This is a genomic window from Sphingopyxis sp. H053, from assembly GCF_001468225.1.
Lineage (GTDB): Bacteria > Pseudomonadota > Alphaproteobacteria > Sphingomonadales > Sphingomonadaceae > Sphingopyxis.
This window is the reverse complement of sequence record NZ_LNRU01000006.1, coordinates 282771-308798: the sequence shown is the minus strand read 5'-3', so window position 1 is coordinate 308798 and position 26028 is coordinate 282771. Positions and strand designations below refer to the sequence as shown.

The 26028-nt window shown below is 65.2% G+C and carries 25 protein-coding genes; 12 read left to right on the top strand and 13 right to left on the bottom strand.

All coding sequences use genetic code 11. The features are described from left to right. Positions 1 to 7: 7 nt before the first annotated feature. Positions 8 to 1474, top strand: coding sequence for a glutamate--tRNA ligase (gltX, locus tag ATE70_RS13940; RefSeq protein WP_058538487.1), 1467 nt, complete (start codon positions 8 to 10; stop codon positions 1472 to 1474). A gap of 38 nt (positions 1475 to 1512) precedes the next feature. Next, complete coding sequence (locus tag ATE70_RS13935) at positions 1513 to 2796, top strand: citrate synthase (RefSeq protein ID WP_058538486.1); 1284 nt, start codon at positions 1513 to 1515, stop codon at positions 2794 to 2796. Between the two features lie 58 nt (positions 2797 to 2854). Here the strand turns inward: ATE70_RS13935 and ATE70_RS13930 are convergent, their stop codons facing one another. From ATE70_RS13930 to ATE70_RS13920, 3 genes are read right to left on the bottom strand one after another with little or no spacing between them, the layout of a single operon-like run. Beyond that, positions 2855 to 4222, bottom strand: coding sequence for a sensor histidine kinase (locus tag ATE70_RS13930; RefSeq protein ID WP_058538485.1), 1368 nt, complete (start codon positions 4220 to 4222; stop codon positions 2855 to 2857). Further along, the gene (locus ATE70_RS13925) at positions 4215 to 5114 is read right to left on the bottom strand and encodes a hypothetical protein (protein WP_058538484.1); all 900 of its coding nucleotides are present in this window, start codon (positions 5112 to 5114) and stop codon (positions 4215 to 4217) included. The genes ATE70_RS13930 and ATE70_RS13925 overlap by 8 nt, the downstream gene beginning before the upstream one ends. A gap of 59 nt (positions 5115 to 5173) precedes the next feature. Then, positions 5174 to 6388 (bottom strand): hypothetical protein, encoded by a 1215-nt coding sequence (locus tag ATE70_RS13920; protein ID WP_058538483.1) that lies wholly within the window; start codon positions 6386 to 6388, stop codon positions 5174 to 5176. Positions 6389 to 6692: 304 nt separating this feature from the next. On the opposite strand from ATE70_RS13920, the gene gyrA reads away from it, so the two are divergent. The 3 genes from gyrA to ATE70_RS13905 all read left to right on the top strand — a co-directional run bounded on the left by gyrA (position 6693) and on the right by ATE70_RS13905 (position 11898). Beyond that, positions 6693 to 9368: a DNA gyrase subunit A gene (gene gyrA, locus ATE70_RS13915; protein WP_231732702.1), complete on the top strand. Its 2676-nt coding sequence runs from the start codon at positions 6693 to 6695 to the stop codon at positions 9366 to 9368. Continuing rightward, positions 9365 to 9676 (top strand): DUF952 domain-containing protein, encoded by a 312-nt coding sequence (locus tag ATE70_RS13910; protein WP_058538481.1) that lies wholly within the window; start codon positions 9365 to 9367, stop codon positions 9674 to 9676. The genes gyrA and ATE70_RS13910 overlap by 4 nt, the downstream gene beginning before the upstream one ends. A 152-nt stretch (positions 9677 to 9828) precedes the next feature. Further along, positions 9829 to 11898 (top strand): amidohydrolase family protein, encoded by a 2070-nt coding sequence (locus tag ATE70_RS13905; protein WP_058538480.1) that lies wholly within the window; start codon positions 9829 to 9831, stop codon positions 11896 to 11898. A 31-nt stretch (positions 11899 to 11929) separates the two neighbouring features. Here ATE70_RS13905 and ATE70_RS13900 read toward each other — a convergent pair whose 3' ends face one another. After that, positions 11930 to 12490: a peroxiredoxin gene (locus ATE70_RS13900; RefSeq protein WP_058538618.1), complete on the bottom strand. Its 561-nt coding sequence runs from the start codon at positions 12488 to 12490 to the stop codon at positions 11930 to 11932. A gap of 259 nt (positions 12491 to 12749) precedes the next feature. Between ATE70_RS13900 and ATE70_RS13895 the strand changes: the two genes are divergently transcribed. From ATE70_RS13895 to ATE70_RS13885, 3 genes are read left to right on the top strand one after another with little or no spacing between them, the layout of a single operon-like run. Continuing rightward, on the top strand, positions 12750 to 14534 hold the full coding sequence (locus ATE70_RS13895; protein ID WP_197411459.1) for a DUF885 domain-containing protein: 1785 nt from the start codon (positions 12750 to 12752) through the stop codon (positions 14532 to 14534). A gap of 31 nt (positions 14535 to 14565) precedes the next feature. After that, on the top strand, positions 14566 to 15408 hold the full coding sequence (locus tag ATE70_RS13890; protein ID WP_058538478.1) for a TauD/TfdA dioxygenase family protein: 843 nt from the start codon (positions 14566 to 14568) through the stop codon (positions 15406 to 15408). Between the two features lie 51 nt (positions 15409 to 15459). After that, a complete protein-coding gene (locus tag ATE70_RS13885) occupies positions 15460 to 15921 on the top strand; it encodes a host attachment family protein (RefSeq protein ID WP_058538477.1) in 462 nt (153 codons plus the stop codon). On the opposite strand, the gene ATE70_RS13880 is transcribed toward ATE70_RS13885, so the two are convergent. Then, positions 15922 to 16587: a lysoplasmalogenase gene (locus ATE70_RS13880; RefSeq protein ID WP_058538617.1), complete on the bottom strand. Its 666-nt coding sequence runs from the start codon at positions 16585 to 16587 to the stop codon at positions 15922 to 15924. A 91-nt stretch (positions 16588 to 16678) separates the two neighbouring features. On the opposite strand from ATE70_RS13880, the gene trmFO reads away from it, so the two are divergent. Beyond that, the gene (trmFO, locus tag ATE70_RS13875; protein WP_058538476.1) at positions 16679 to 18025 is read left to right on the top strand and encodes a methylenetetrahydrofolate--tRNA-(uracil(54)-C(5))-methyltransferase (FADH(2)-oxidizing) TrmFO; all 1347 of its coding nucleotides are present in this window, start codon (positions 16679 to 16681) and stop codon (positions 18023 to 18025) included. On the opposite strand, the gene ATE70_RS13870 is transcribed toward trmFO, so the two are convergent. Next, complete coding sequence (locus ATE70_RS13870) at positions 18022 to 18489, bottom strand: hypothetical protein (RefSeq protein WP_058538475.1); 468 nt, start codon at positions 18487 to 18489, stop codon at positions 18022 to 18024. The two genes, trmFO and ATE70_RS13870, sit on opposite strands and share 4 nt — an antisense overlap. A gap of 136 nt (positions 18490 to 18625) precedes the next feature. On the opposite strand from ATE70_RS13870, the gene ATE70_RS13865 reads away from it, so the two are divergent. Further along, positions 18626 to 19531, top strand: coding sequence for a hydrogen peroxide-inducible genes activator (locus ATE70_RS13865; protein ID WP_058538474.1), 906 nt, complete (start codon positions 18626 to 18628; stop codon positions 19529 to 19531). A 102-nt stretch (positions 19532 to 19633) separates the two neighbouring features. On the opposite strand, the gene ATE70_RS13860 is transcribed toward ATE70_RS13865, so the two are convergent. Genes ATE70_RS13860 through pgsA form a run of 3 tightly spaced genes read right to left on the bottom strand, consistent with a single transcriptional unit; the run spans position 19634 to position 20908 of the window. After that, positions 19634 to 20074 carry a molybdenum cofactor biosynthesis protein MoaE gene (locus ATE70_RS13860; RefSeq protein ID WP_058538473.1) on the bottom strand — a complete coding sequence of 147 codons (441 nt, stop codon included), beginning with the start codon at positions 20072 to 20074 and terminating at the stop codon, positions 19634 to 19636. After that, positions 20071 to 20328, bottom strand: coding sequence for a molybdopterin converting factor subunit 1 (moaD, locus tag ATE70_RS13855; RefSeq protein ID WP_156419623.1), 258 nt, complete (start codon positions 20326 to 20328; stop codon positions 20071 to 20073). The genes ATE70_RS13860 and moaD overlap by 4 nt, the downstream gene beginning before the upstream one ends. A gap of 7 nt (positions 20329 to 20335) precedes the next feature. Continuing rightward, entirely contained in the window at positions 20336 to 20908 is a 573-nt protein-coding gene (pgsA, locus tag ATE70_RS13850; protein WP_037515508.1) for a CDP-diacylglycerol--glycerol-3-phosphate 3-phosphatidyltransferase, read from the bottom strand. A 132-nt stretch (positions 20909 to 21040) separates the two neighbouring features. On the opposite strand from pgsA, the gene ATE70_RS13845 reads away from it, so the two are divergent. After that, a complete protein-coding gene (locus ATE70_RS13845; protein WP_058538472.1) occupies positions 21041 to 22336 on the top strand; it encodes an MFS transporter in 1296 nt (431 codons plus the stop codon). A 6-nt stretch (positions 22337 to 22342) separates the two neighbouring features. Here the strand turns inward: ATE70_RS13845 and ATE70_RS13840 are convergent, their stop codons facing one another. The 3 genes from ATE70_RS13840 to nadC all read right to left on the bottom strand — a co-directional run bounded on the left by ATE70_RS13840 (position 22343) and on the right by nadC (position 24212). Then, on the bottom strand, positions 22343 to 22567 hold the full coding sequence (locus ATE70_RS13840) for a hypothetical protein (protein WP_058538471.1): 225 nt from the start codon (positions 22565 to 22567) through the stop codon (positions 22343 to 22345). A 93-nt stretch (positions 22568 to 22660) separates the two neighbouring features. Further along, entirely contained in the window at positions 22661 to 23377 is a 717-nt protein-coding gene (locus tag ATE70_RS13835) for a ribonuclease T2 family protein (RefSeq protein ID WP_058538470.1), read from the bottom strand. Then, the gene (gene nadC, locus ATE70_RS13830; protein ID WP_058538469.1) at positions 23364 to 24212 is read right to left on the bottom strand and encodes a carboxylating nicotinate-nucleotide diphosphorylase; all 849 of its coding nucleotides are present in this window, start codon (positions 24210 to 24212) and stop codon (positions 23364 to 23366) included. The genes ATE70_RS13835 and nadC overlap by 14 nt, the downstream gene beginning before the upstream one ends. A 96-nt stretch (positions 24213 to 24308) precedes the next feature. Between nadC and ATE70_RS13825 the strand changes: the two genes are divergently transcribed. Beyond that, positions 24309 to 25445 carry an NAD(P)H-dependent flavin oxidoreductase gene (locus ATE70_RS13825; protein WP_058538468.1) on the top strand — a complete coding sequence of 379 codons (1137 nt, stop codon included), beginning with the start codon at positions 24309 to 24311 and terminating at the stop codon, positions 25443 to 25445. Positions 25446 to 25482: 37 nt separating this feature from the next. Here the strand turns inward: ATE70_RS13825 and ATE70_RS13820 are convergent, their stop codons facing one another. Next, entirely contained in the window at positions 25483 to 25929 is a 447-nt protein-coding gene (locus ATE70_RS13820; protein ID WP_058538467.1) for a peptidylprolyl isomerase, read from the bottom strand. Positions 25930 to 26028: the final 99 nt, after the last annotated feature.

Here is a 26028-nt window from a genome sequence, read left to right as displayed (position 1 = left end):
GGCCATAGTGGCAACCGAAAACCAAACCAAAGTGGCAGAAGCGAATCCCGAGGCAAGCGGCGCCGACGTGGTGACGCGTTTTGCGCCCTCGCCGACCGGTTTCCTGCACATCGGCGGCGCGCGCACCGCCTTGTTCAACTGGCTGTTCGCGCGGCATCATGGCGGGAAATTCCTGCTTCGCGTCGAGGATACCGATCGTGCGCGTTCGACCGACGCGGCGATCGACGCGATCATCGACGGGATGCAGTGGCTCGACCTCGACTGGGATGGCGAGACGGTGTTCCAGTTCGCGCGCGCGCCGCGCCATGCCGAGGTTGCGGCGGAACTGCTCGCGAAAGGCGAAGCCTATCGCTGCTACCTGACGCAGGACGAACTCGCCGCGATGCGCGCCGAGGCGCAGGAAAAGCGCCTGCCCTTCCGCGTCCGCAGCCCGTGGCGTGATCGGAACGACGGCGATCCGTCGGTGCCGCATGTCATCCGCCTGCGTGCGCCGCAGGATGGCGCGGCAACCATCGCCGACAAGGTTCAGGGCGATGTCACCGTCCAGAACGCCGAACTCGACGATTTTGTCCTGCTGCGCAGCGATGGAACCCCGACCTATATGCTCAGCGTCGTCGTCGACGATAATGATATGGGCGTGACGCACGTTATCCGGGGCGACGACCACCTCAACAACGCCTTCCGCCAGCTCGCACTGATCCGCTCGATGAACTGGCGCGAGCCGGTCTATGCGCATGTTCCGCTTATTCACGGCGCCGACGGCGCGAAGCTGTCGAAACGCCATGGGGCGCTCGGGGTCGACGCGTATCGCGATGAAATGGGCTATCTGCCCGAAGCGGTGAACAATTACCTCCTCCGCCTCGGCTGGGGACATGGCGACAATGAAATCATCAGCCGCGAACAGGCGACCGAATGGTTCGACCTCGCGCACGTCGGCCGCTCGCCGTCGCGTTTCGATTTCAAAAAGCTCGAGAATCTGAACGGCCATTATCTCCGCGAGGCCGGCGATGCCCGGCTCGCCGATCTGGTGGCGCCGCGGGTCGAAAAGCTGGTCGGCCGCGCGCTGGACGGCGCCGATCGCGAACTGCTGACGCGCGCAATGGAGTCGCTGAAACCCCGCGCCAAGACGCTCGACGAAATCGCCGATGGCGCAATTTTCCTGTTCCAACCCGACCCGTTGCCGGTGGACGAAAAGGCGGCCGAGGTGCTAAGGGCCTCGCCCGAAGGCCTGCTTGCCGCGGTGACAGAGCGGCTGCGCGGGCTGAACGACTGGACGATAGAAGAGCTGGATGCGGCCGTGCGCGCCGAAGCCGAAGCCGCCGAACTGGGGCTCGGAAAACTCGCGCAACCCCTACGCGCTGCACTAACCGGCCGAACCATTTCCCCAGGAATTTTCGACGTGCTGCTGTTGCTCGGACGAGATGTCAGTCTGGCCCGACTTGACGCAGCGCAACATTATCCGGCAGGGGCGTAGCCACTCTCTCTCCCCGCTGTCAGTACAGGGAACAAAATATGACCGACACCGCGAAAATCACGCTGGGCGACACGACCGTCGACAGCCCTGTCCTGTCGGGCACCGTCGGCCCCGACGTCGTCGATATCCGCAAATTCTACGCCCAGACCGGCGCCTTCACTTACGATCCCGGCTTCACCTCGACCGCGAGCTGCGAATCGCAGATCACCTATATCGATGGCGACGAGGGCGTGCTGCTCCACCGCGGTTATGCGATCGGCGATCTCGCCGAACATTCGAGCTTCATGGAAACCTGCTATCTGCTGCTCAACGGCGAACTGCCGAATGCGCAGGAACTGGCCGATTTCGACACGACGATCACGCGCCACACGATGCTGCACGAACAGCTCGCGACCTTCTATCGCGGTTTTCGCCGCGACGCGCACCCGATGGCCGTCATGTGCGGCGTCGTCGGCGCGCTCAGCGCTTTTTATCACGACTCGACCGAGATCCACGATCCGCACCAGCGGATGATCGCCAGCCACCGCCTGATCGCAAAAATGCCGACGATCGCCGCGATGGCTTACAAATATTCGGTCGGCCAGCCCTTCGTCTATCCCGACAATTCGCTGAGCTATACCGGCAATTTCCTGCGCATGACCTTCGGCGTGCCCGCGGAGCCCTATGAGGTGAACCCGGTCGTCGAACGCGCGCTCGACCGCATCTTCATCCTCCACGCCGATCACGAACAGAATGCGTCGACCTCGACCGTCCGCCTCGCCGGCTCGTCGGGCGCCAATCCCTTCGCGTGCATCGCGGCGGGCATCGCCTGCCTGTGGGGCCCCGCGCATGGCGGTGCAAACGAAGCCGCGCTCAACATGCTGCGCGAAATCGGCCGCCCGGAACGCATTCCCGAATATATCGCGCGCGCGAAGGACAAGGACGATCCGTTCCGCCTGATGGGCTTCGGTCACCGCGTCTATAAAAACTACGATCCGCGCGCGACCGTGATGCAGAAGACGGTGCGCGAAGTGTTCGAAGCACTGAAGGTCAACGACCCCGTCTTCGAAGTCGCGTTGCAGCTTGAGGAAATGGCGCTCAACGATCCCTATTTCATCGAGAAGAAGCTTTTCCCGAACGTCGACTTCTATTCGGGCGTGATCCTGTCGGCGATCGGTTTCCCGACGACGATGTTCACCGCGCTCTTCGCGCTCGCCCGCACCGTCGGCTGGGTCGCGCAGTGGAACGAAATGATTTCAGACCCCGCGCAGAAGATCGGCCGCCCGCGTCAGCTCTACACTGGCGCGGCGCATCGTCCGTTCGTCCCGGTGGACAAGCGTTAAGCGCTCAAAGATCGGAAATTTCGAGCGGCGGCGCAGGCGACTGTGCCGCCGTTTCGATTCAGGCGTCGCGCGCCGGCAGGCTCAGCGTAAAGCGCGCGCCCTGGCCCGGCGCACTATCGACGGTCAGTTCGCCGTCCATCGCGCGCGCCAGGCGGCGGGCGATATAGAGGCCGAGGCCCGAACCGCCGCTGTCGGTGCGGCCGAGCCGCTCGAACTTCTCGAACACCACGGCCTGCTGCTCGGCGTCGATCCCCTGCCCCTGGTCGGCGACGGTAACCATCGCGCGGTCGCCTTCGCGGTCGACGCGGATCCAGATTTGCGAGTTGTCGGGTGAATAGCGGATGGCATTGCCGAGCAGGTTGAGCAGCACCTGCAAAACGCGGCGAAACTCGCCGGTGGCCGGCGCCCGGTCGTCGGTGCGCGGCGCATCGATGCGGATGCCCTTTTCCTCGGCCTTCATGCCGAGCAGGCCGACCGCGCGGCGCGCGAGATCCCCCAGGTCGATTTCGTCGCGCGCGGCCTTGAACCCGGGCCGCTCGATATTCTGAAGATCGGCCAGATCGTCGACGAGGCCCAGCAGATGGCGCCCCGCATGCGCAATATCGCCGGCATAGCGCGCATAATCGGCGCGGATCGGGCCGTCGAACTGTCCCGAAATCGTCTCCGCCGTCGCGATGATGCGGCTCAGCGGGCCGCGCAGCGCGCCATCGATGCGGCGGCCGAACTGCGGATCGGACAGCGGGAGCGATCCGAACGCCGGATCGACGAGCGCCCCGCCCCCCTTCGGTTCGGCGGGCACCTGATCTTCGGCGACGACCGCAAGCCCACGAAAACCCGTGAAACGCCCCGTGGCGTCGAACAAGGCTTCGCCCGACAAAGTCATCGCGATCCCCGCCGCCTGCACGCGCTGGCTTTCAAAGCGCGACTGGCGCGCGAGCGCGCGCAACACAGGAAAACGCCCGTCTTCGTCGGGCTGGAGCTCGAACAATTCCGACAGCGAGCGGCCTTCCCAACCGCCCGGAATGGCGGGCGCATCGGGCGCGGCGTGCAGCGCTACCAGGCGCAGCTGTTGGTCGCATTCCCACGTCCAGCTTTGCGGTACGGCGGCGCTGTCGGCAATCACAGGCACCTGCGGCTGCATCACCGGGCGTGTACGCCAGTCGCTGATCTCGAGACTCGCGCCGTCGGCATCGGGCGTGATGCGGACGAGCGCGTGGATGTCGCTATGGTCGTCGGCGGCGTATAGGGGCCGGCTGATGTCGCGCTGAAGCCGCTGTGCCAGCGCGACGAGCCGCGCGAGATGCGGCAGCGCGAGCGGCTTATCGAGCCCCGCGCCCGCACGCTGCTGCAGACGCAACAACGGCGTATCGGCGCTGACCAGCGCCCCCGACCGGTCGACCCGGCCCCGGATGATGCGCTCACTCACCGTCGTTCACATCGCTCACCGCCCGCGCGGGCAGCATAACCAGCGACGCCTCGAGTGGCGCCAGCACCGCGTGATCGAGACGCAGCGGAGCGAGCAGCGAAGGCAGCGCGGCGGTTTCGGCTGTCAGGAGCGTGATCGCCATGTCGTCATAGGCGCGGCGGTGCGCCGACGCGGCGAGAGCGATCAGCGTCGGCCAATTGTGGCGTGCGATCGCCGCGGCCGCCGCGGCGGGCAATGCAGCACCCAAAACCTCGTAATAGGCATGTCCGGCGTCCGCCATACCGGTTTCGTCGGCCTGCCGTTCGATCGCGATGCGGACCGCATCGCCCAGATCGGCGGCCCGTCGCTTGTCGCCGCTCACCTCGGCCAGCCGCCACGCGGCGATATCGAGCAACAGCGCGCGGAAAGTTTCGCCGTCGAGATCGGCGATCGCAAGCGCGGGATTGCCCAGCGCGTCGAAGCGGCGGCGGTCGGCGATCTGCAGCGCGAGATAAGCGCGGTCGATATCGGACAGCGGCACGCTCTCCGCTGGCGCATCGGCGTGGGCTGTTTCGGGTTCGGACAGAACCGGCGGCGGGCTGGTTCGTTGCCCCGATTGCTCGCGCCAGCGATGCTCCTCGGCGCGCGCGAAACAAACGCCCGCCAGCCGCGCGGCGCATGGCAATCCGCCGCGCAGCCACTCGTTCCACAGGAGGCCCGGATCGATACGGGGATCGAGCCTTGCCGCGACATCGACGACCAGTCGGCGCGCGACGCCCAAGGACAGCGCGCGCTGCTCCTCGGTGAGCCGCCCGGCAGCCGGCGCGGCCAGATAGCCCGCCAGTTCGCGCAGGCGCGCAGACAGCGTCGGCGACGGCGTCTCGGTGCCGGGAGAGGAGACGGATTCACTCATGCGTATCCGCCAATAACAGCATAGCGTTAATAGGCGTTAAACCTTCAAACGCATATGTTTTAACGTGTTTCCGGGCGCCGCGCGAGGCGCAGCCAGAGCAGGATCTGGAACAGCGCGAGCAGAGGCAGGATCGCAAACATCAGCGGTGCGAAGCCGAACAACAGCGCGGGGGCGAGCATGATCCACGCCTGATCGGCGTCGGGAAGCAGCCAATGGAATCGCCGGCGCTCGCCCGAATCCTCGTAAAGCCAGCGCGCGAGCAGGATCGTCGCGGCGAGGCACGGCGCCATCGCGGCCTCCGAAAACAGCGGCATTTTGTGCTCCGGACCGGCGAGCGACAGGAGCCACGGGAAAATGGCGAGCAGCACCCAGGCAAAGGTGCGGATCACCTCGCGGGTCCGGTCCTGCGCCGCGCTTTCGGCGCGAAAGGCCGACAGGAAGCGCATCGCGGCCAGGCCAAGCCCGCCGAAGATCGCCACCAAAGCGCCTGCGGCGGCAAGCCCGGTCGCCGCCAGCAACCCAACGATCACCCACAGCAACGCGGTGACATAGGGCAGATAGCGTGCGGTGGCGGGCGATTTGACCAGCAAGGGTCCGACAAGCCGGATCAGCGGCATCATGATCGCCGAACGGCCGAGCCCCATGCCGCCATATTCGACCTGTTGCAGGCTCGACTGCTCGATCAGCGCCGCGGTGGGGCGATCGGCGACGATCGCGATCTCGCCCTGTTCGAACAGCGCGGGCTCGCAATAGAGCCGCCGCGCGCCCGATTGCACCGCGAGGCGCAGCAGCGTCAGCATCATGTCCCATTCGCCGGGCATCGCGGCGAGTTCGGCGACCATCGGCTCCGAAATGCACGCAAGTCCGCCCCAGCGGCGGGTCGCGTCGATGCGCTCGAACCCCTGCGTCAGCGGGGTATCGCCGGTGACGAGGATCGCCGGCGACCCGGGCCGGGCGATCGCCGCATAATGCGTCCCGCCCGCACGCAGGCCGTCGGCGACCAGGATGATACGGTCGTCGGGCTCGACCAGCCCCATCAGGTCTGCGGCGGCCCGGACCGCGGTCACCTTCAGTCCGCGGCGGCGGATACGGTCGCACGTCGTCAGCAATTCGGCCGGGACCGCGCCGACCGCTACCGCGATATGCGTCACGCCGACGTCGGAAAGGCGCGCCGCCTGCCGCTCGATCAGCGTCTCGCCCGCCACGGTGACGAGCGCGCGGAGCGACCCGTCGGCCAGCGTTTCGGAAGCGCCGACCAGCGCAATCAGGGCCATCGGCGCCGGGGTTTCTCTGCAGCGGTCATCGGCGCGCAGCTTTAGGGACGACGAAGCGATTGGCAAGCCCCGCGATGGAGCCCGATGACGTCACGCCTTCACCCCATTTTTTCGCACGTTACGCGCCATTTCTGCGCGCAAAAAAATAGCGAAAAAATGACCGAATCGCTGGCCTTTCCACCCACCATCGGCTAGGAAAAAATCATCTCCCGAAAAGCAGAAAAAAGGCCGGGTCTTGACCGAAGAAAATACGCCTACGCCGCCGTCCGAGGATGGCGTTTCGCCGATCAACATCGTCGACGAAATGAAGACGTCATACCTCGATTACGCGATGAGCGTGATCGTCAGCCGCGCGCTCCCCGACGTGCGCGACGGGCTGAAGCCGGTGCATCGCCGCATCCTTTACGCGGCGCAGGAAGGCGGCTTCATCCCGGGCCGCCCGTACAAGAAATCGGCGAAGATCGTCGGCGACGTGATGGGTAACTATCACCCGCACGGCGACAGCGCGATCTACGACGCGCTCGCGCGCATGACGCAGGACTGGTCGCTGCGCGTGCCGCTGATCGACGGTCAGGGCAATTTCGGCTCGATGGACCCCGATCCGCCAGCATCGATGCGTTACACCGAAGCGCGCCTCGCCAAGACCGCGATGGTGCTGCTGAACGATCTCGACAAGGATACGGTCGACTTCCAGCCCAACTATGACGCGAGCCGCGAAGAGCCCACCGTGCTTCCGGCGCGCTTCCCGAACCTGCTCGTTAACGGCGCCGGCGGCATCGCGGTCGGCATGGCGACCAATATCCCGCCGCACAACCTCGGTGAAATCATCGACGCGACGCTCGCGATGATCGACCGACAACTCGAAGGTGGCGAACCCGTCACGCTCGAGGGGTTGATGGCGATCGTCCCCGGTCCCGATTTCCCGACCGGCGCGATGATGCTCGGCCAGGGCGGCGCGCGCAACGCCTATGCCACGGGCCGTGGTTCAATCATGATGCGCGCGACGCACATCATCGAGGAAGGCCGGAACGACCGCCAATCGATTGTTCTGACGTCGATTCCTTTCCAGGTCGGCAAGTCGGGCCTCGTCGAGAAGATCGCCGAAGCGGCGCGCGACAAGCGCATCGAGGGTGTCGCCGACATTCGTGACGAATCGAACCGCGAGGGCGTGCGCGTCGTCATCGAGCTGAAGCGCGACGCGACCGCCGAGGTCGTGCTCAATCAGCTCTGGCGCCACACCCCGGCGCAGTCGAGCTTCCCCGCGAACATGCTCGCGATCCGCGGCGGCCGCCCCGAAATGATGGGGCTGAAGGACATATTGTCGGCCTTCATCACCTTCCGCGAGGAAGTGATCACCCGCCGCTGCAAGTTCGAACTCGCGAAGGCGCGCGACCGCGCGCATATCTTGCTCGGCCTCGTCGTCGCGGTCAGCAATCTCGACGAAGTCGTCCGCATTATCCGCGGCTCGAACTCGCCCGCCGCCGCCCGCGAAGCGCTGCTCTTGCGCGAATGGCCGATCGGTGAAATCGCGCCATACATCCGCCTGGTCGAAGCGATCGAGGGCGAGATGGAGGAAAGCGCCACTTATCGCCTTTCCGAAGTACAGGTGAAGGCGATCCTCGACCTGCGCCTCCACCGCCTGACCGCGCTCGGCCGCGATGAAATTGGCAAGGAACTCGGTGAGTTGGCGACCGAGATTGAGGAACTGCTTTCGATCCTCGCCGACCGCGTCAAACTCTATGGCGTGATGCGCGAAGAGCTTGTTGCGGTGCGTGAAGAATTCGCGACGCCGCGCCGCACGCTGCTCGCCCCCGCCGCCGACGGCATCGACGACGAGGATCTGATCGAGCGCGAGGAGATGGTCGTCACCGTCACCCTCGACGGCTATATCAAGCGCACCCCGCTCGACACCTTCCGCGCCCAGCGCCGCGGCGGCAAGGGCCGCGCCGGCATGGCGACGAAGGATGAGGATGTCGTCACCGAATTGTTCGTCACCTCGACGCACACGCCGGTGCTCTTCTTCTCGACCGCGGGCAAGGTGTACCGCATGAAGGTATGGCGCCTGCCCGAAGGCGGGCCCGCGACGCGCGGCCGCCCGATGATCAACCTGCTGCCGCTTGCACAGGGCGAGACGATCTCGACCGTGCTGCCGCTTCCCGAGGACGAGGCCGAATGGGGCAAGCTGCACGTCATGTTCGCAACCGCGAAGGGCAGCGTGCGTCGTAACAGCATGGACGCGTTCACCAATGTGCCCTCGAACGGCAAGATCGCGATGAAGTTCGAGGGCGAGGATGAGGATGATCGCCTGATCGGCGTCGCCCTGCTCGACGAAAGCGACGATGTGCTGCTCGCGACGCGCCAGGGCAAGGCGATCCGCTTCGCCGGCGACGACGTGCGCGAATTCCAGAGCCGCAATTCGACCGGTGTGCGCGGCATGCGCCTCGCCGAGGGCGACGAGGTGATCTCGCTCTCGATCCTGCACCGCGTCGGCACCACCGGCGACGAGCGCGAAGCCTATCTGCGCGCCGCACCGTGGAAAGATAATGAAAATGAACCGACGCTCGATGGCGAGCGCATGGCCGAGCTGGCCGCGCGCGAACAGTTCATCCTGACCATCTGTGCCAACGGCTATGGCAAGCTCTCGTCCGCCTATGAATATCGGCGCACGGGCCGCGGCGGTCAGGGCATCACCAATATCGATAATATCGCGCGCAACGGCCTGGTCGTCGCCAGCTTCCCCGCAACCAAGGTGCATCAGCTGATGCTGGTGACCGATCAGGCGAAGCTGATCCGTATGGGCCTCGATTCGATGCGCGTCATCGGCCGCGGGTCGGCGGGCGTACGCCTGTTCGACGTCGCCAAGGACGAGCATGTCGTCTCGGCGGCGCTCATCGAGGAAAGCGACGAGGAAGAGGTCGAAGGCACCGAAGGCGAAGCAACGCCCGAGGCCGAGACCCCGACCGAGACGGCGCCCGAATGACCGCTGCGACGGCCTTCAAGGTGCTGACCCAGCAGCAATGGGCCGATTTCGAGCGCGAACGCGTGTTTCGCGGCGCTCCGGTGGATATCGCCGATGGCTATATCCACCTGTCGACCGCGGAGCAGCTTGAAACGACGATCGCCAAATATTTCGCCGGGCAAAGCTGCCTGATGATCGCCGAGGTGGACCTGACCTGCCTCGGCGACGCGATCCGCTGGGAGCCGGCGCGTGGCGGCGAACTGTTCCCGCACATTTACGCGGAGCTGCCGATCCACGCGGTCGTGGGGTTGCAGAAACGCGACCAATAATCGCCGCCCCCGCGAAGAGGGACGACTGCTAACACGCGAGCGAGGCCTTTTTAATCGAACGCTCGTCGGCGTTGGTCGCATCTTGCTTCGCGCACGGAAATACTCCTACCATTGTCGGGCTTTGCACCGTCCGTGCATGGGGGAGATAGAAGATGCGCCTCGTCTTGATTGCCGCCCTGCTGGCCTCGGCCGCATCCGGTCCGGTTTATGCGCATGAAACGGCAGCACCGGTGGCGCAATCGAAGCCCGTCCCCAAGGAACAGCTGCTGAAGCCGCCCGCCGACGCGGTGCAATATGTGGTCGTGTCCGAAGCCGGCCAGCATGGCAGCCAGTGGCGCTGGCAGATGCCCGACGGCCGCACCGCCTATCGCTGGTCGCAGGAACTGCGCGGCTGGATCACCGAGATGGATCAGGTGACGACCTTCGGCCCCGGCGGGGCGATCGAGGCACTCACCGTCCGCGGCGTCACGACGTCGGGCGACGCCGCCGAGGAGTTTCGCATCGCGAATGGCCGCGCAACCTGGAAAACGGCGAATGACTCGGGCGAAGCAACTGCCGGTGGCTGGTACATCCCAGCCGGCGGGGTCGGCATCGCGAATGCCCCGTTGATGGACGCGCTCGCCGCGGCGGGCGACGCCGGGCTGAATTTCCTGCCGGGCGGCAAGGGTCGGATGACTTTCGGCCCGACACAGGTGATCCAGGGGCCCGGCGGTCCCAAGAAGGTCCAGCTCGCCTTCGTCAGCGGTATCCTGCCCTCGCCGCTTCCCGTCTGGCTCGACGAGAACAAGCGTTATTTCGCCGACATCAGCTACATATCGGTGATCCCGGCGGGATATGAGGGGGCGCTGAAACAGCTGCGCAACGCACAGGAAGCGGCGACCGCCGAAGCCGTCGCCGGCATCGCCAAGCGCTTCCTTTCCCCCGCCGCAAAAGCCCCCGTGCTCTTCGACAATGTCCAGTTGTTCGACGCCGACAAGGGCGTGTTTCTTCCCGCTCGCGCGGTGCTCGCGCAGGGCGGCAAGATTGCCGCCATCGGCGCGGCGGGATCGCTGAAGGCACCGGCGGGGGCACAGATCATCGACGGGCGCGGCAAGACGCTGGTGCCGGGCATCTGGGACAGCCATCTTCACATCGGCGACGATTGGGACGTACTCTCGAACATGGCCAACGGGATCACCAGCTTCCGCAGCCCCGGGACGACCTTCGACCGTGCGGTCGAGGCGACCAGGCGCCGCGCCGACGGCAGCCTGCTGATGGGCGAGCCCTTCATCTCGGTCATCATCGACAAGAAGGATCCGCTGGCCGCGCAGGGCGCCGAGGTGGTCAGCAGCGCCGAGGAGGCCATCGCTGCGGTGCGGCGCGTCAAGGCCGCGGGCCTGTGGGGCGTCAAATTCTACACCTCGATGAATCCGGCGTGGATCGCGCCCGCCGCCGCCGAGGCACACAAGCTCGGCCTCCACGTCCACGGCCATGTCCCCGCGACGATGAAGCCCAGCGAAGCCGTCGCCGCGGGCTATGACGAACTCACCCATCTCAATTTCGTGGTGATGGAATCGATGCCGCGCGAAGTGATCGACAAGGCGAACACGCGGCAACGCGTGGAAGGACCCGCACGCTATTTCAAGGATGTCGATCTCGACGGACCCGTGATGTCGCGTTTCATCGCCGACCTTGCCGCCAAGAAAACGCTCGTCGATCCGACGATCGTTATCTTCGAAGGCATGCTGACGCAGGACGGCGGGAAACCCCAACCCGCCTACGCCCCCTATATGGGCATCATCTCCCCCGTCCTCGAACGCTCGGTGTTCACCGCCGGCGGTTATCCGCTGGTCGAAGGGCTGACGCGCGACGATTACCGCAAGAGCTATGCGAAAATGGTCCAGTTGGTCGGAAAGCTGCACAAGGCGGGCGTGCCCATCGTCGCCGGCACCGACGGCTGGGGGATCGAGCTGATCCGCGAACTCGAAATCTACCAGCAGGCCGGCTTCAGCCCCGCCGAAGCCATCCAGAGCGCCACCATCGTCCCCGCGCGCGTCGTGGGCGCCGACAAGCGCACCGGCTCGATCGCGGTGGGCAAGGAAGCCGATCTGGTTTTAGTCGACGGCGACCCCTCGACCGACCTCGGCGCGCTCCGCCGCGTGGTGACGGTCGTGAGCGACGGATATGTGATGGACGCAAACGAACTGCGGAAAGCCGCGGGTTACAGCGGCACGCCGAAGTAGCGGTTGACCGCTATCGACGCCCGAACCCAAATCAGCGCTGCCGGGCCTTCCACGCACGAACCGCCGCCATCGTCTTTTCGACATGCGCCTGCGGCTTGCTGTCGGTGTAGCTCAGCAGGATCGTTCCGTTCGGCGCTATGACATAGGATGTCCGGTTGGAGAGCGTCGTACCGTCGGGGCGCTGCATCGTTGAATCATATTTCGCGGCGATCTTCGCCCCCGGATCGGCGGCGACGGCGAATTTGTCGCGGCATTCGGATTTGGAAAATTCCGCGACGCGCTCGATGTTACCGGCGGTGACGCCAACGACGCGGGCGCCCAGCCGGTTGAAGTCGTCGCTCGATTCGGCAAACAGGTGCGCTTCCATCGTACACCCCGGCGTAAAGGCAGCAGGGAAGAAATAGAGCACGACGGGTCCCTTCTTCAGCGTCTGCTTCAATGACAGGACGAAGGGTTTGCCACCCTGCGCAGCGTTCAGGGTGAAGTCGGGCGCCTTCGCGCCCTGCTTGAGGGCAGCAATGCCCTGCGCCGGAATAGCCGCGAGCGACAGGCCAAGGCCAAACGACATCGCAATCTTCATCACGGTTTTCATCTGCGGTTCTCCAGCTTGGACATAGCGCATGTCCATATTCGCCGGCATGGGGCAAGATCGCGGCGCCGGATCAAGATGATGAAAAAAAGTGGCGGCGTCTACATCGATCGTCCGCGCTGCGCGGCCGCACCATGAGCGGCCTGCCCGCGACTGGCCAATTTAGCCTTGGCCGTGCGACGCCAATCGCGTTACCGATGATTCTGAAAATAACAGAGAAAGGGGTCCGGTGCGGCTATCACGACGGGAATTCTCATGGGCGTTGGGGGCCAGCCTGGTTGCGGCACCGGCGGCACGCGCGGCGATCCAGAGCGGCACGGGCGACGCGGCGCTCACCGCCTTTCTCGACGCGGCCTTCGAGGCCGAGCTGGCGCTCGATCCCGAACAGCTGACCCAGCTCGGCCGCAAGGAACAGCAGGACCGGCTCACGGACCCCAGCGATGCGGCGGCGACGGCGCGGCTCAAGTGGCGCCGGGATAATGTTGCCGCGATGAAGCGGCAATTCGATCGCGCGAAACTCGGCGAGGACGCGCGGGTCTCCTACGACATGTGGGTGCTCGAGCTCGAGCGCGCCGAGGCGTCGACGAAATGGCGCGGGCATAATTACATCTTCGACCGCAACGGGCCGCATACCGGTCTGCCCAATTTCCTGATCAACCAGCACCGCGTCGACACGACGGCCGATATGGAGGCCTATATCGCGCGGGTCACCGCGCTCGGCCCGACGCTCGACGCCTATCTCGAACGCGCCAAGGCGTCGGCGGCGAAGGGCGTGCGCATGCCCGGCTTCGCCTATGACCAGTCGATCGAACTCGTCGGGCGTCTTATCGCCGGGGCGCCGTTCGGCGCTGGTGCGGACAATGCGCTGTTCGCCGATGCCAAGACGAAGGCGACCGGCCTCGTGACCGCCGGAAAGATCGACACCGCCGCGGCCGATCGCTACATCGCGCAGGCGGCCGCGGCGATGACCGGGTCGATGAAGCCCGCTTACGACCGGCTGCGCGCATGGCTCACCGCCGACCGGTCCAAGGCGTCGGCCGAGCCGCGGGGCGCGGGGTCGCTCCCTGATGGCGTGGCTTATTATAACGCGATGCTGCGCCTTCAAACGACGACCGACATGACCGCCGACGAAATCCACGCGCTCGGCCTGTCCGAAGTCGCGCGCATCCGCGCCGAGATGGAGGCGCTGAAGGCGAAGATCGGATTTGAAGGAAAGCTCGAGGATTTCTTTGTCTTCCTGCGCAGCGACGACCGCTTCTATGTCGCGAATGACGACGCGGGCCGCGCGATCTATCTCAAGAAGTCGGAGGATTATCTCGCCGGCATGCGCGCGCGGCTGCCCGAACAATTCGGGCGGCTGCCCAAGGCCGACCTGATCGTCAAGCGCGTCGAGGCGTTTCGCGAGGAACCGGGCGGCGCGGCGCATTATTCGCCCGCGGCGCTCGACGGGTCACGGCCGGGCATCTTCTATGTCCATCTCGCGGACACGCGCGCGACGCCGACCTATGAAATCGAAGGCACCGTCTACCACGAAGGCCACCCCGGCCATCATATGCAGATCGCGCTCGCGCAGGAAATGACCGGTACGCCCGAGTTCCGGAAGAATTATTTCTACGGCGCCTATGGCGAGGGCTGGGCGCTCTATGTCGAACGGCTTGCGAAGGAGATGGGTTTCTACACCGATCCCTACAGCGATTTCGGACGGCTGGGTCGCGAGATCTGGCGCGCCATACGCCTGGTGGTCGACACGGGAATCCACGCCAAGGGATGGAGCGAGGCGGAGGCGCTGGCCTTTTACACCGCCAATTCGCCGCAGCCGATCGCCAAGATCCGCTCCGAAATTCGCCGCTATTTCGTCACCCCGGGTCAGGCGACCTCGTACAAGGTCGGCATGCAGCACATCCTCGCGCTGCGCGACCGGGCGCGGACGGCACTGGGCCCACGATACGACCAGCGCATGTTTCACGAGATCATCCTCGGCCGGGGCTCGGTGCCGCTGCCGGTGCTCGAAGCGCAGATCGACCGCTGGATCGCCGCGCCCGATTGACCCCGCGCCCCGATCGGCGCAGCATCTGACGATGACGCTCATCATCACTCCCAGCGGTCAGGCGTGCGGCGCGCGCGTGACCGGCGTCGACCTGACGCAGCCGCTCACGCCCGAAACCATTGCCGAAATCCGTTCGGCGTGGCTCGACCATCATGTCCTGGCCTTTCCCGATCAGAAGATGAGCGAGGACGATCTTGAGCGTTTCACCGGCTATTTCGGCGGCTTCGGCGACGATCCGTTCATCCGCCCGATCCCGGGCCACGAGCATATCATCGCGGTGAAACGAAAGGCCGACGAGACCGCACCGCTCTTCGCCGAGAACTGGCACAGCGACTGGAGCTTTCAGGCGCGGCCGCCCGCGGGCACCTGCCTGTTCGGCATCACCATCCCGCCCGTCGGCGGCAACACCGAATTTTCGAACCAGCACGCCGCGCTCGACGCGATGCCCGCCGACCTTCGCGCGCGAATCGAGGGGCTGCAGGCGATCCACAGCGCCCGCGCCGGCTACGCCCCCTCGGGTATGTACGGAGCGAACGACAAGGATCGGAGCATGGACATACGCTCGGGTGAAGAGGCGCTCGATACGCAGCTTCACCCGTTCGTCCGCGCACATCCGGAAACGGGTCGCCCCGGCCTGTTCGGCTGCGCGGGCTATATCATCGGCTTCGACGGCCTCGACGATAGCGAAGGTCTGCCGCTCCTGTACGAAATGATCCAGTGGCAGGGGCGCGAGGAATTTCGGTACAGCCACATATGGGAACCCGACATGCTGATCATGTGGGACAATCGCTCGGTCCTCCACCGCGCGACCGGGGGCTACGACGGCTACGACCGCCTGCTGCACCGTACGACGATAGCCGCGTGGGACGGATAGAGAAACTTCGGCGATAGCCCATGCGTTGCTTGCCGCAGAAGGAGCAACATCATGACTCTCGCCCCCAACACCCTCGTTCTTGTCGCCGATGGCCGAAAAGCCCTGTTTCTGCGCAATCAAGGCGACGCGCGGCAGATCGATCTGCGCACCACGTCACATCAGGAACGCGACGATCGCAAGGATAGCGACATCAAGACCGATGCCTCGGGCCAATCGCCCGCCCCCGCCGGGACCGGCCTTAGCGGCGGCACGATGGGCGAACCCGATTTCCACCAGCAGGAGGAAGATCGCTTCGCACGCGACCTCGCCGAAAAGATCAACGCGATGGCGCTCGCGGGCAAGTTCGACGCGCTGGTCGTGATCGCGCCCGCGCGCACGATGGGCGAACTGCGCCCGCTCTGGCACAAGGAGGTGAGCGCGCGCCTCGTCGGCGAGCATGTCAAGGCCATGACCGACCGCCCGGTTTCGGACATCGAGGCGCTGCTCGTCGGCGAAGCGGCGCCGCCTTCCTGATCAGCCGCGCGCTTCCTTCGCGAGGGTGCCCACCACGCCCCATGCGATCAACGCCTGCCCCGCGAAATAGAGCGGCCAGACGAGCCACATCGTCACGTCCTTGGACAGCACCGCGCCCTCGCCCGCAAAGATGAAGAGATCGCTGGCCAGGAACATCATCGCGCCCATCCCGGTGCGATAGCGCGGAAAGCGGCTGGTCCATGCGGCCGCCGCCATTGCGGCGACGAACAGCGAATAGACGGCGGCGTGCCACCAGCCCGGCGCGGGGCTCAGCATAGCCCAGACGATCACCAGCGTGGCGGGCATGGTCAACCAGCCCAGCAGGCGCTGCGACGGCGTCGTCTGCGCGCGCCGGTTCATCAGATAGAGCGTGATCGCGATGATATGTCCGACCACGAACGCCACCGCCCCGACCTCAAGCCCCTTCGCATCGAGCAGGTAATCGCCGAGCGCGCCGAAACCCAGGACGGCCGCGATCAGCCAGCCGTTCTTGTCGCGTGCATTCGCCGCCGCCCAAACCGCCAGCAAGCCGACGCCGCTCGTCTTCCACGCCCAGATCGCCGGCCCGTCGAGCCGCAGATAGACCGCAGCGAAAAAGCTGATCCCGCCGGCCAGTGCCAACAGCCACAACCAGCGCGCGCGATCCCAGCCTTGCTCCCCGCTCATCATCCGTCCCTTTGCATCTTGTCTTCAACGGGCCTAGTGCGCGGCGGATCAAGTGCAAGTCAACGGCCAAGGTTAACTGGAAAGCGCGTAAATGAGCTACGACATTCACATCATCGGCGGCGGCCTCGCCGGATCCGAAGCCGCGTGGCAGCTCGCCGAGGCGGGTTTTCGCGTGCGTTTATCGGAGATGCGTGGCGGCGGCGACATGACCCCGGCGCATCAGGGCGACGCACTCGCCGAAATGGTCTGCTCGAACAGCTTTCGCAGCGACGATGGCGACAGCAACGCGGTCGGCCTGCTCCACCGCGAAATGCGCACGCTCGGCTCGATCATCATGCGCGAGGCCGATGTCCACAAGGTGCCCGCAGGATCGGCGCTCGCGGTCGATCGTGACCTTTTCTCGGGCGGTGTCACGCACGCGCTCGAAAATCACCCGAACGTCACCATCGTACGCGAACGCATCGATACGCTGCCGTCAGAAGGCCTGACGATCGTCGCCACGGGCCCGCTTACCGCCGCCGGCCTCGCCTCGAGTATCGGCACCGCGACGGGCAAGGATGCCCTCGCCTTCTTCGACGCGATCGCGCCGATCGTCTACCGCGACAGCATCGACATGGATGTCGCGTGGATGGCGAGCCGCTGGGACAAGGTCGGCCCGATCGGCGACGGCAAGGACTATATCAACTGCCCGATGGACAAGGATCAGTATCACGCCTTCGTCCAGGGGCTCGTCGATGGCGACAAGACCGAGTTCAAGGATTGGGAAAAGGACACCCCCTATTTCGAAGGCTGTATGCCGATCGAAGTGATGGCCGAACGCGGCCCCGAAACCTTGCGCTTCGGCCCCATGAAAGGCGTCGGTCTCGACAATCCGCGCACCGGGCGCTGGCCCTATGCGGTCGTCCAGCTGCGTCAGGACAATGCGCTCGGCACGCTGTGGAACATGGTCGGTTTCCAGACCAAGCTGAAGCACGCCGCGCAGGTCGAATTGTTCCGGACGATTCCGGGGCTTGAAAAGGCCGAGTTCGCGCGCCTCGGCGGCCTCCACCGGAACAGCTTCATCCGCTCGCCCGAATTGCTCGACGCGCAGCTCCGCCTCAAATCGGCGCCGCACATCCGCTTCGCGGGGCAGATCACCGGCTGCGAAGGCTATGTCGAAAGCGCGGCCATCGGCCTGATCGCCGCGCGCTTTGCCGCCGCGGAACTCGCCGGACGCGACCTCGCACCGCCGCCGCCCGAAACCGCACTCGGTGCGCTGCTTGGCCACATCACCGGCGGCGCTGATGCCGCGAGCTACCAGCCGATGAACGTTAATTTCGGCCTCTTCCCGCCACTTGCCGAGGATGTGCGCAAAAAGGACCGCAAGCTCGGCTATACCGCGCGCGCCGGTGCTTCACTCGCGACGTGGATCGAGCAGGCCGACGGGGTCGCTGCCTAGCAACTACACTTCGGTTTCGCCGCCTGCTTTGGCGCCGTCGTCGAAAACTCCGCGCGCGTCAGATCGCCCGACTTGTCGCCATCGGCGCCCGCAAAACGCTGCCCCGTCGCCGTGGCCCATTCCTCGAAGGTCAGCAGATTATTGCCGTCCTTATCGAGCTTGCGGAACGCCGCGGTGCGCGACGACATCAGCTCGACGCGGCTGATCCGGTCGTTGCGGTCGCGGTCGAAGCGGTTGAAACGCCGCTCTTCGCGCGACGCCTCCTTGGCGGCGGGCAGCGCCGGCGGCGCGGGCCCGCGCTTGGGTGCCCCCGCTGCCACGACCGGAATCGCCGGCAAGGCGGGCGGCGGATCGGGCAGCACCTCTTCCTCTGCAATCTGCGTATAGCCCTTCCACATGAAGAGCCCGCCGGTCAGCAACAGCGCGCTCGCGACGCCGCCAATCAGAAAACGGGAAACTGCCATACGCCCCTCCGCGCCGGTTGATCGGGGATTGCTATCACGGCGGCGCGGAAAACGACAATAAACGCCGCCATTATGGCCACGAATTTTAATCGGCAAACTTGTTCAAAATCCCCTCAATAATTGCTACATTCGATCAATGCACAATTACCTCCCCTCGTTGAAACAGATGCAATATCTCGTCGCATTGCACGAACACGGCCATTTCGGCCGCGCCGCCGACGGCTGCAACGTCACCCAGTCGACGCTGTCGGCGGGCATCCGCGAGCTTGAAACGCTGCTTGGCCAGACGCTCGTCGAACGCACCCGCCGCGTCGTCCGCTTCACCGGGCTCGGCAACGCGATCGTCGAAAAGGCGCACCGCGTGCTGCGCGAGGCCGAGGAACTCGCCGACATGGCCGCCGCCGCCGCCGCGCCGCTCGTCGGCGAACTCAGGATGAGCGTCATTCCGACGATCGCCCCCTTCCTCCTCCCCGGCCTGCTGCCGCGGCTCCGCAAGGAGCGCCCGTCGCTCAAGCTGTTCCTGCGCGAAGAACCGAGCGCGCAGGCGTGCGAATCGCTGCACCACGGCACCGTCGATTGCGTCCTGCTCGCGCTCCCCTACGCGTGCGGCGACGTCGAAGCCGAGAATTTGTTCGACGACGCTTTGTTCGTCGCTTTCCCGGGCGACCAGTCGGAGGATCTGCCCGCGATGGTCAGCGCCGACCAGATCGATCCCGCGCAGATGCTGATGCTCGAGGACGGCCATTGCCTGAAAGACCACGTCCTCGCCGCGTGCAACCGCCCCGAACTACGCGCCGGCGCCCGGATGATGGGAACCTCGCTCCACACGCTGGTGCAGATGGTCGACAATGGCCTTGGCATCACGATGCTGCCGCAAATGGCTATCGAGGCGGGCATCCTCGACCACACCGACATCGACACCCGCCCGCTCGATTCGGAGCATGACTGGCGTACGATCGCGCTGGTGTGGCGCAAGGGAAGCCCGCGCGCCGAGGAATTCCGGATGCTCGCGGACATTTTTCGCAAACATCAGGCGGATTAAAACCAACCAAACCCGTTCGCATCGAGCGCAGTCGAGATGCCCCTCGGCCGCGCGCTATCCGATGGGTGTCTCGACTTCGCTCGACGCGAACGGAAATTGAAGTCAACTCCAGCGATCCGCGCGCGCGTTATCGCCTTCGCGCGGTTCGACCCACTGAACGCGCCCGTCGGCAAAACTCTCGCGCTTCCACAGCATGACGTCGGTTTTCAGCCGGTCGATCAGAAACTCGCACGCCGCCAGCGCCTCGGCGCGGTGCGGACTGCTGGCGAGGATGAACACGATCGTCTCGCCCGGCACCATCGCGCCGACGCGGTGGATCAAGGTCAGCGCCGAAAGGTGCCAGCGATCAGCTGCGGCGTGCGCCAGATCGGCCAGCCCCGCCCCGGTCATCGCGGGATGATGGTCGAGGAACAGCTCGGTCAGGTCGCCGTCACCGCGCACCCGCCCGATAAAACTGGCGCTCGCGCCATGCCCGCCCGCGTCGTGCAGGTCGAGTTCGGCGGCGATGTCGATCGCCGCCGGCTGGACCGCCACGCGGATCATCCGCCCGTCACCGGCGGAAACAGCGCGACCTCGCGCGCCCCGGCAAGCGGCGCGTCGAGGCCCATCATCACGCCGTCGATTGCGGCGCGGATAAGCTGCGGTTCGGCAAAAGCGATTTGCCCGCGCGCATCGCGCGCTGCAAGCCATGCAACCAGGCTGCTCACATTGCTTACGCTAGCGGGGAGGTCGACCGTCTCATCGGCCACTCCCATGCGTTCGCGCACCCAGGCGAAATAGGCGATCTCCAGCGGCATCCGATGTTCAATCCATATGCTTCAGGCCGACGCGCAGATAGTCCCAGCCGGTGATCAGCGTCAGCACCGCGGCGCCCCACAAGGAGGCAAGCCCGACGGTCTTGATCCACGCCATTTGCGGCAGCGCCCCCGCCAGGATCAGCGCCCCGAACGCGACCAGCTGGAACGTCGTCTTCCATTTGGCGAGCTGCGTCACCGGCATCGACACCTGCAGCGTCGCGAGGAATTCGCGGAGGCCCGATACGATGATTTCGCGCAGCAGGATCATCAGCGCGGCGATGACATGATAGCCCGAAATGTCGCGGGTGAAAACCAGCAGCAGGATCACCGCCGCGATCATGATCTTGTCGGCGATCGGGTCGAGAAAAGCCCCCAGCCGCGACACGATGCCGCGTGAGCGTGCAACATAGCCGTCAAAATAATCGGTAATGCCCATCAGGCAGTACAGGCCAAAGGCGAGCGCATAGTCGATCGGCTTCGGCTGGTGCGACCCTTCGACCACCCCCGGCCACAGCAGGAACAGCAGGATCGGCACCGCCAGGATACGCGACAATGTCAGGATGTTGGGAAGGCTGAGCATGATCGCTGTCGGCATGTCCTTCAAATGGGCTTTGACCCCGAATGCCCTAACCGATAAGCCCCCCCGGCGACAACCGAATTGCCTGAGGCGGCAGCCGGTGTTGACATGTCGGGCTGTAAAAATGGATTTTCAATGACCGGTTCCTTTGCGCTGCTGAAACAACGCAGGTTCCTTCCGCTCTTTGTCACGCAGCTCCTCGGCGCCTTCAACGACAATCTGTTCAAGAACGCGATGGTGCTGTTCGTCGTTTACGGCGTATTCAACGACGAAGCGTCCGAAACATTGTTCAGCGCGGTCGCGACCGGCCTGTTCATCCTGCCCTTCTTCCTGCTCTCGGCGCTCGCCGGACAGCTCGCCGACACGCGCGACAAGGCGCGGATCATCCGTATCGTCAAATTCTGCGAAATATTGATCATGCTCGTCGGCGGCGCCGGGCTGGTCCTCGCGTGGCTGGGTTTCGCGGTCCATTTGATCGCGATCCCCCTGATGATGCTCGCGTTGTTCGCCATGGGCATCCACTCGACTTTCTTCGGCCCGATCAAATATGCGATCCTGCCGCAGCATCTGAAAAGCGACGAAGTGCTCGCAGGGACGGGGCTGGTCGAGGCCGGAACCTATATCGCGATCCTCGCCGGCACGATCCTGGCCGGGGTCATCGATGTCGAATGGGCCGCACTCGGCGTCGTGCTGGTCGCCGCGCTCGGTTACTGGACCGGTCGAAAGGTGCCCCCGGCGCCGCCCGAACATGAAGAAACCGGCATCGACTGGCACATCGTCCGCTCGTCGATCACGCTCGTTCGCGGTACGATGCACATCCCGCGCCTCTATCTCGCGATCCTGTCGATCAGCTTTTTCTGGACGATCGGCGCGGTGCTGTTCATCCAGTTCCCGCCGCTGGTGAAGAATATCCTGCACGCCGACAAGAGTGTCGCCAGCCTGTTCCTCGCGATCTTCTCGATCGGCATCGCGATCGGCTCGGTCGCGGTGAACCGATTGCTGAAGGGGCAGGTTTCGGCGCGCTACAGCCCCGCCAGCGTTATCGTCATGGGCGTATTCGTCGTCGCCTTCTATTGGGTCTGCCGCAACTGGGAACATGATCCGTCGGGCGCGATGTACGGTATCAGCGGATTTTTGAACCATGCCGACGTCTACCCCCTGCTCGCCAGCCTGCTCGGCATCGCGATCAGCGGCGGCATGTTTGTCGTGCCGCTCTACGCCTTCCTGACAACGACCGTGCCCAAGGACCAGACTGCACGCACCGTCGCCGCGAACAATATCGTTAATTCGGGCGCGATGGTCGCGGGATCGCTGCTCGCGATGGGCCTGGGATTCGCCGGCGTCGGCGTCGTCGACCAGTTGCTGATGAGCGCCGCGATGTGTCTGGTGTCGGCGTGGCTCGCGCAGAAGCTGCACCGCGCCTGCGATTGATCGAATTCAGAGCAGGAACATCATCGTCGCGGTGAAGAAGATCGCGAAGCTCTGAAGAAATAGACGGAAATCATTGGCTGAAAAGATTGTGACGGGCTCGCGATGGGCTGCGAGCGCGGCGCGGAGCTCGCCCTGCCAGTCCGCCGGCGCGCTGAGCCGCGCGATGACCAGCTGCCGCTTGCCATGATCGCGAACGCGGCCGCGAATGTCGATCTGATCGCTCGAGTCCATGCAGGGAAGCTAGGGCCATGTTAACGAGTCGATAAGGTTAAAAGAGAGTTAACGCGGCGCCGTCCCGCACTGGCACGCTTTTCGGGATTCGCCCTAACGCGCGGGCATCGGTCGAACGCGGATCTGGCGGCCGTCTTTCGCTCCGCTCTGGAATGGCTTGCACCTTGTCGGCTTCATGCGCGGCCCCAGGCACAGCCGCACCTCGTTCAGCCATCCCTGCCGGTCGACCGACACGGCGATCATCGGCGCGGCCACGCCCGGATTGACAGCGGAAAAAGCGCGGCGGACGCTGGCGGCGGTTTGCGGTTTGGCGGCGAGCGCCTTCATGTCGGGAAAGCGGACGGCGCGGAACAGGATTTCGGCCGAGCGAAAATAGGCCGCGGGGTTCGGGCTCATGCAGGTGCCGTGCTTCGCCCATTCGTGCTGGAGCAGCTGCGCCGACGGCGTCATGCACATATGCTTTTTCAGCACCGGCTGCGGCACGATCTTCGCCGGGCGGCACCATTGCGGGTAGCCCGGGCTATCGGTTTCGGGCCACAGCCCGTGCAACACCCAGCCGAAACGGTCATTCGCGCCCGAACATTGAAAGCGGTCGCGCGCATCGCGCGGATTGCGAACATCGGCGCAATGCTGCGGCGACCAGCTCATACTGAGCAGATAGCCGGTGATTGCTGGATTGCGGACAGGTTCGCCGCGCTTGGGCTGTTCAAGGCGCGGAACCGGAATCCGGTCGGGAATGCTGCATGCCAGAGCTTGTGCCTGCGCCGCGACCGGCATCAACGCCAGCGCGGCGGCGCTAAGCCAGCGCAAAATCGAGCCCGATGTCCGCAGCCGGCGCCGACTGGGTCAGCCGTCCGACCGAGGCATAGGTCACGCCGGTTTCGCCGATTGCGCGGATCGTATCGAGTCGTACGCCGCCCGACGCTTCAGTCGGCACCTTGCCGCCGACCAGCGCGACACATTCGCGAAGCTCGGCAAGATCCATATTGTCGAGCAGCAGGTGCGTCGCTCCGGCGCTCAGCGCGGGCTCGACCTGCGCGACGCGATCGACCTCGACGATGATGTCCGCGATTCCCGCGGCAACCGCGCGGCGCACGGCTTCCTCGACCGATCCCGCAACCGCGACATGATTGTCCTTGATCATCGCCGCGTCCCACAAGCCCATGCGGTGGTTGGTCGCGCCGCCCATCCGCGTCGCATATTTCTCCAGCACACGCAGGCCCGGGATCGTCTTGCGCGTATCGAGCAAGGTCGCGCCGGTTCCGGCGAGTGCGTCGACATATTGGCGTGTCATCGTCGCGATACCCGACAGATGCTGGACGGTGTTGAGCGCCGACCGTTCCGCTGTCAGCATCGCGCGCGCATTGCCCGCCAGGCGCATCAGGTCGCTGCCAGGCGCGACCTGCGCGCCCTCCTCGACCAGTATCTCGATCTCCATGGCGGGTTCGAGCGCACGAAAGAATCGCTCGGCAATCGGCAAGCCTGCAACGGTGATCGCGTCGCGGCTGTCCATCACTCCGCCAAAGCGTGCATCGGCGGGAATCGTCGCCATCGAGGTGATATCGCCCCCCGCCCCCAGATCCTCGGCCAATGTGGCGCGGACGAAGGCATCGAGGTCGAAATCGGGCAGGGAAAATTGGGTCATGAACCCCGCGATAATCCGCCTGCCCAGCAAATCAACTTGACGTTTACGTCAACTGACGCTGACATGGGTGCAAATAGACAAATGGAGAGGTCCCCCATGCAATCCCCGATCTGCGCAATGCTCGGCATCGAATTTCCGTTGCTCGCCTTCTCGCACTGTCGCGACGTCGTCGTCGCGGTGTCGAAAGCCGGGGGCATGGGCGTGTTCGGCGCCGCATCACTGCCCCCCGAGCGGCTTGAGGAAGAGCTCGCGTGGATCGACGAGCATATTGGTGGGCGCCCCTATGGCGTCGACCTGATCGTCCCCAACAGCTTCGTCGGCAAGGGTGAGGCGCCTTCCTCCGCCATCGCGAAAGTGCCCGAGACGCATCTGAACTTTGCCGCCGGTTTGCTCGAAAAACATGGCGTCGATCCAGCGGGCTTGTCCGAGGCGATGGCGGGTCGGCAGAGCTTCGGCGACAATATGCATGAGGACGGCGCCGCCAAATTGCTCGAGGTCGCCTTTCGTCACCCGATCGCGCTGATCGCCAACGCGCTCGGCGTGCCCCCGCCGTTGATGCTCGAACTCGGCAGGCGTCACGGCGTGCCCGTCGCGGCGCTCGTCGGGACGCGCGACCATGCGCTGACCCAGGTCCGCGCCGGGGTCGATATCCTCGTCGTCGCGGGCGGCGAAGCGGGCGGGCATTGCGGCGAAGTCGCAACGATGGTGCTCGTCCCCGAAGTCGCCGCGGCGGTCGAAGCCGTCGGCGCTAGCACGCCGATCCTCGCCGCGGGCGGCATCGTCACCGGACGCCAGATGGCGGCAGCGATGGCGATGGGCGCGCATGGCGCCTGGACGGGTTCGGTGTGGCTCACCACCGCCGAGGCCGAAACCAATCCGGTTGTGAAGGAAAAGATGCTCGCCGCGTCGTCGCGCGACACCGTGCGATCGAAGAGCCGCACCGGCAAACCCTCGCGCCAGCTCCGCTCGCCATGGACCGACGCATGGGAAGCCGAAGACGCGCCGAAACCGCTGCCGATGCCGTTGCAATCGCTGGTCAGCGAACCGGCGCTGCGCAAGGTCGATAAATTGTCCGAAGGCGGCCACGAAGGCGCGAAAGCGCTCGCGACCTATTGGGTCGGCCAGGGCGTCGGCCTGATGAACGAGGCGATGGGCGCCGGGCAGGTCGTGCAGGAGTTCAAGCAGGACTGGGTCGCGGCCTGCGAGCGGCTTAATGGCTTTATCGGCGACTAGGCAAAAAAATCCCCGCCGAAGCGGGGATTTTCGTAGATCAGCTGACGGTCGCCTTGACGATCTTGCCGGGCTCGCGCGGCGGCTCGCCCTTGGGCAGCGCGTCGACATTTTCCATGCCTTCGATCACTTCGCCCCAGACGGTGTACTGCTTGTCGAGGAAGCGCGCGTCATCGAAGCAGATAAAGAACTGGCTGTTGGCGCTGTTCGGGTTCTGCGCGCGCGCCATCGAGCAAACGCCGCGGACATGCGGTTCGCTGCTGAATTCCTGCGGCAGGTCGGGAAGCTCGCTGCCGCCCATGCCGGTGCCCGTCGGGTCGCCGCCCTGCGCCATGAAGCCCGGAATCACGCGGTGAAACACGACGCCGTCGTAAAAGCCTTCGCTGGCAAGACCGGCGATGCGCTCGACATGCTGCGGCGCGAGATCGGGACGAAGGCGAATGACAACATCGCCGGTCGACAGCGAAAGGGTGAGAGTGTCGGACATGGTAGAACTCCTGCGGTCTATGTTGGCGGTCCCATAGCCGGGGCGGCGGCCAAAGCCACGCATTAAATCGCGAAAAGGCGTTCGCGGCGTTGCTATCCG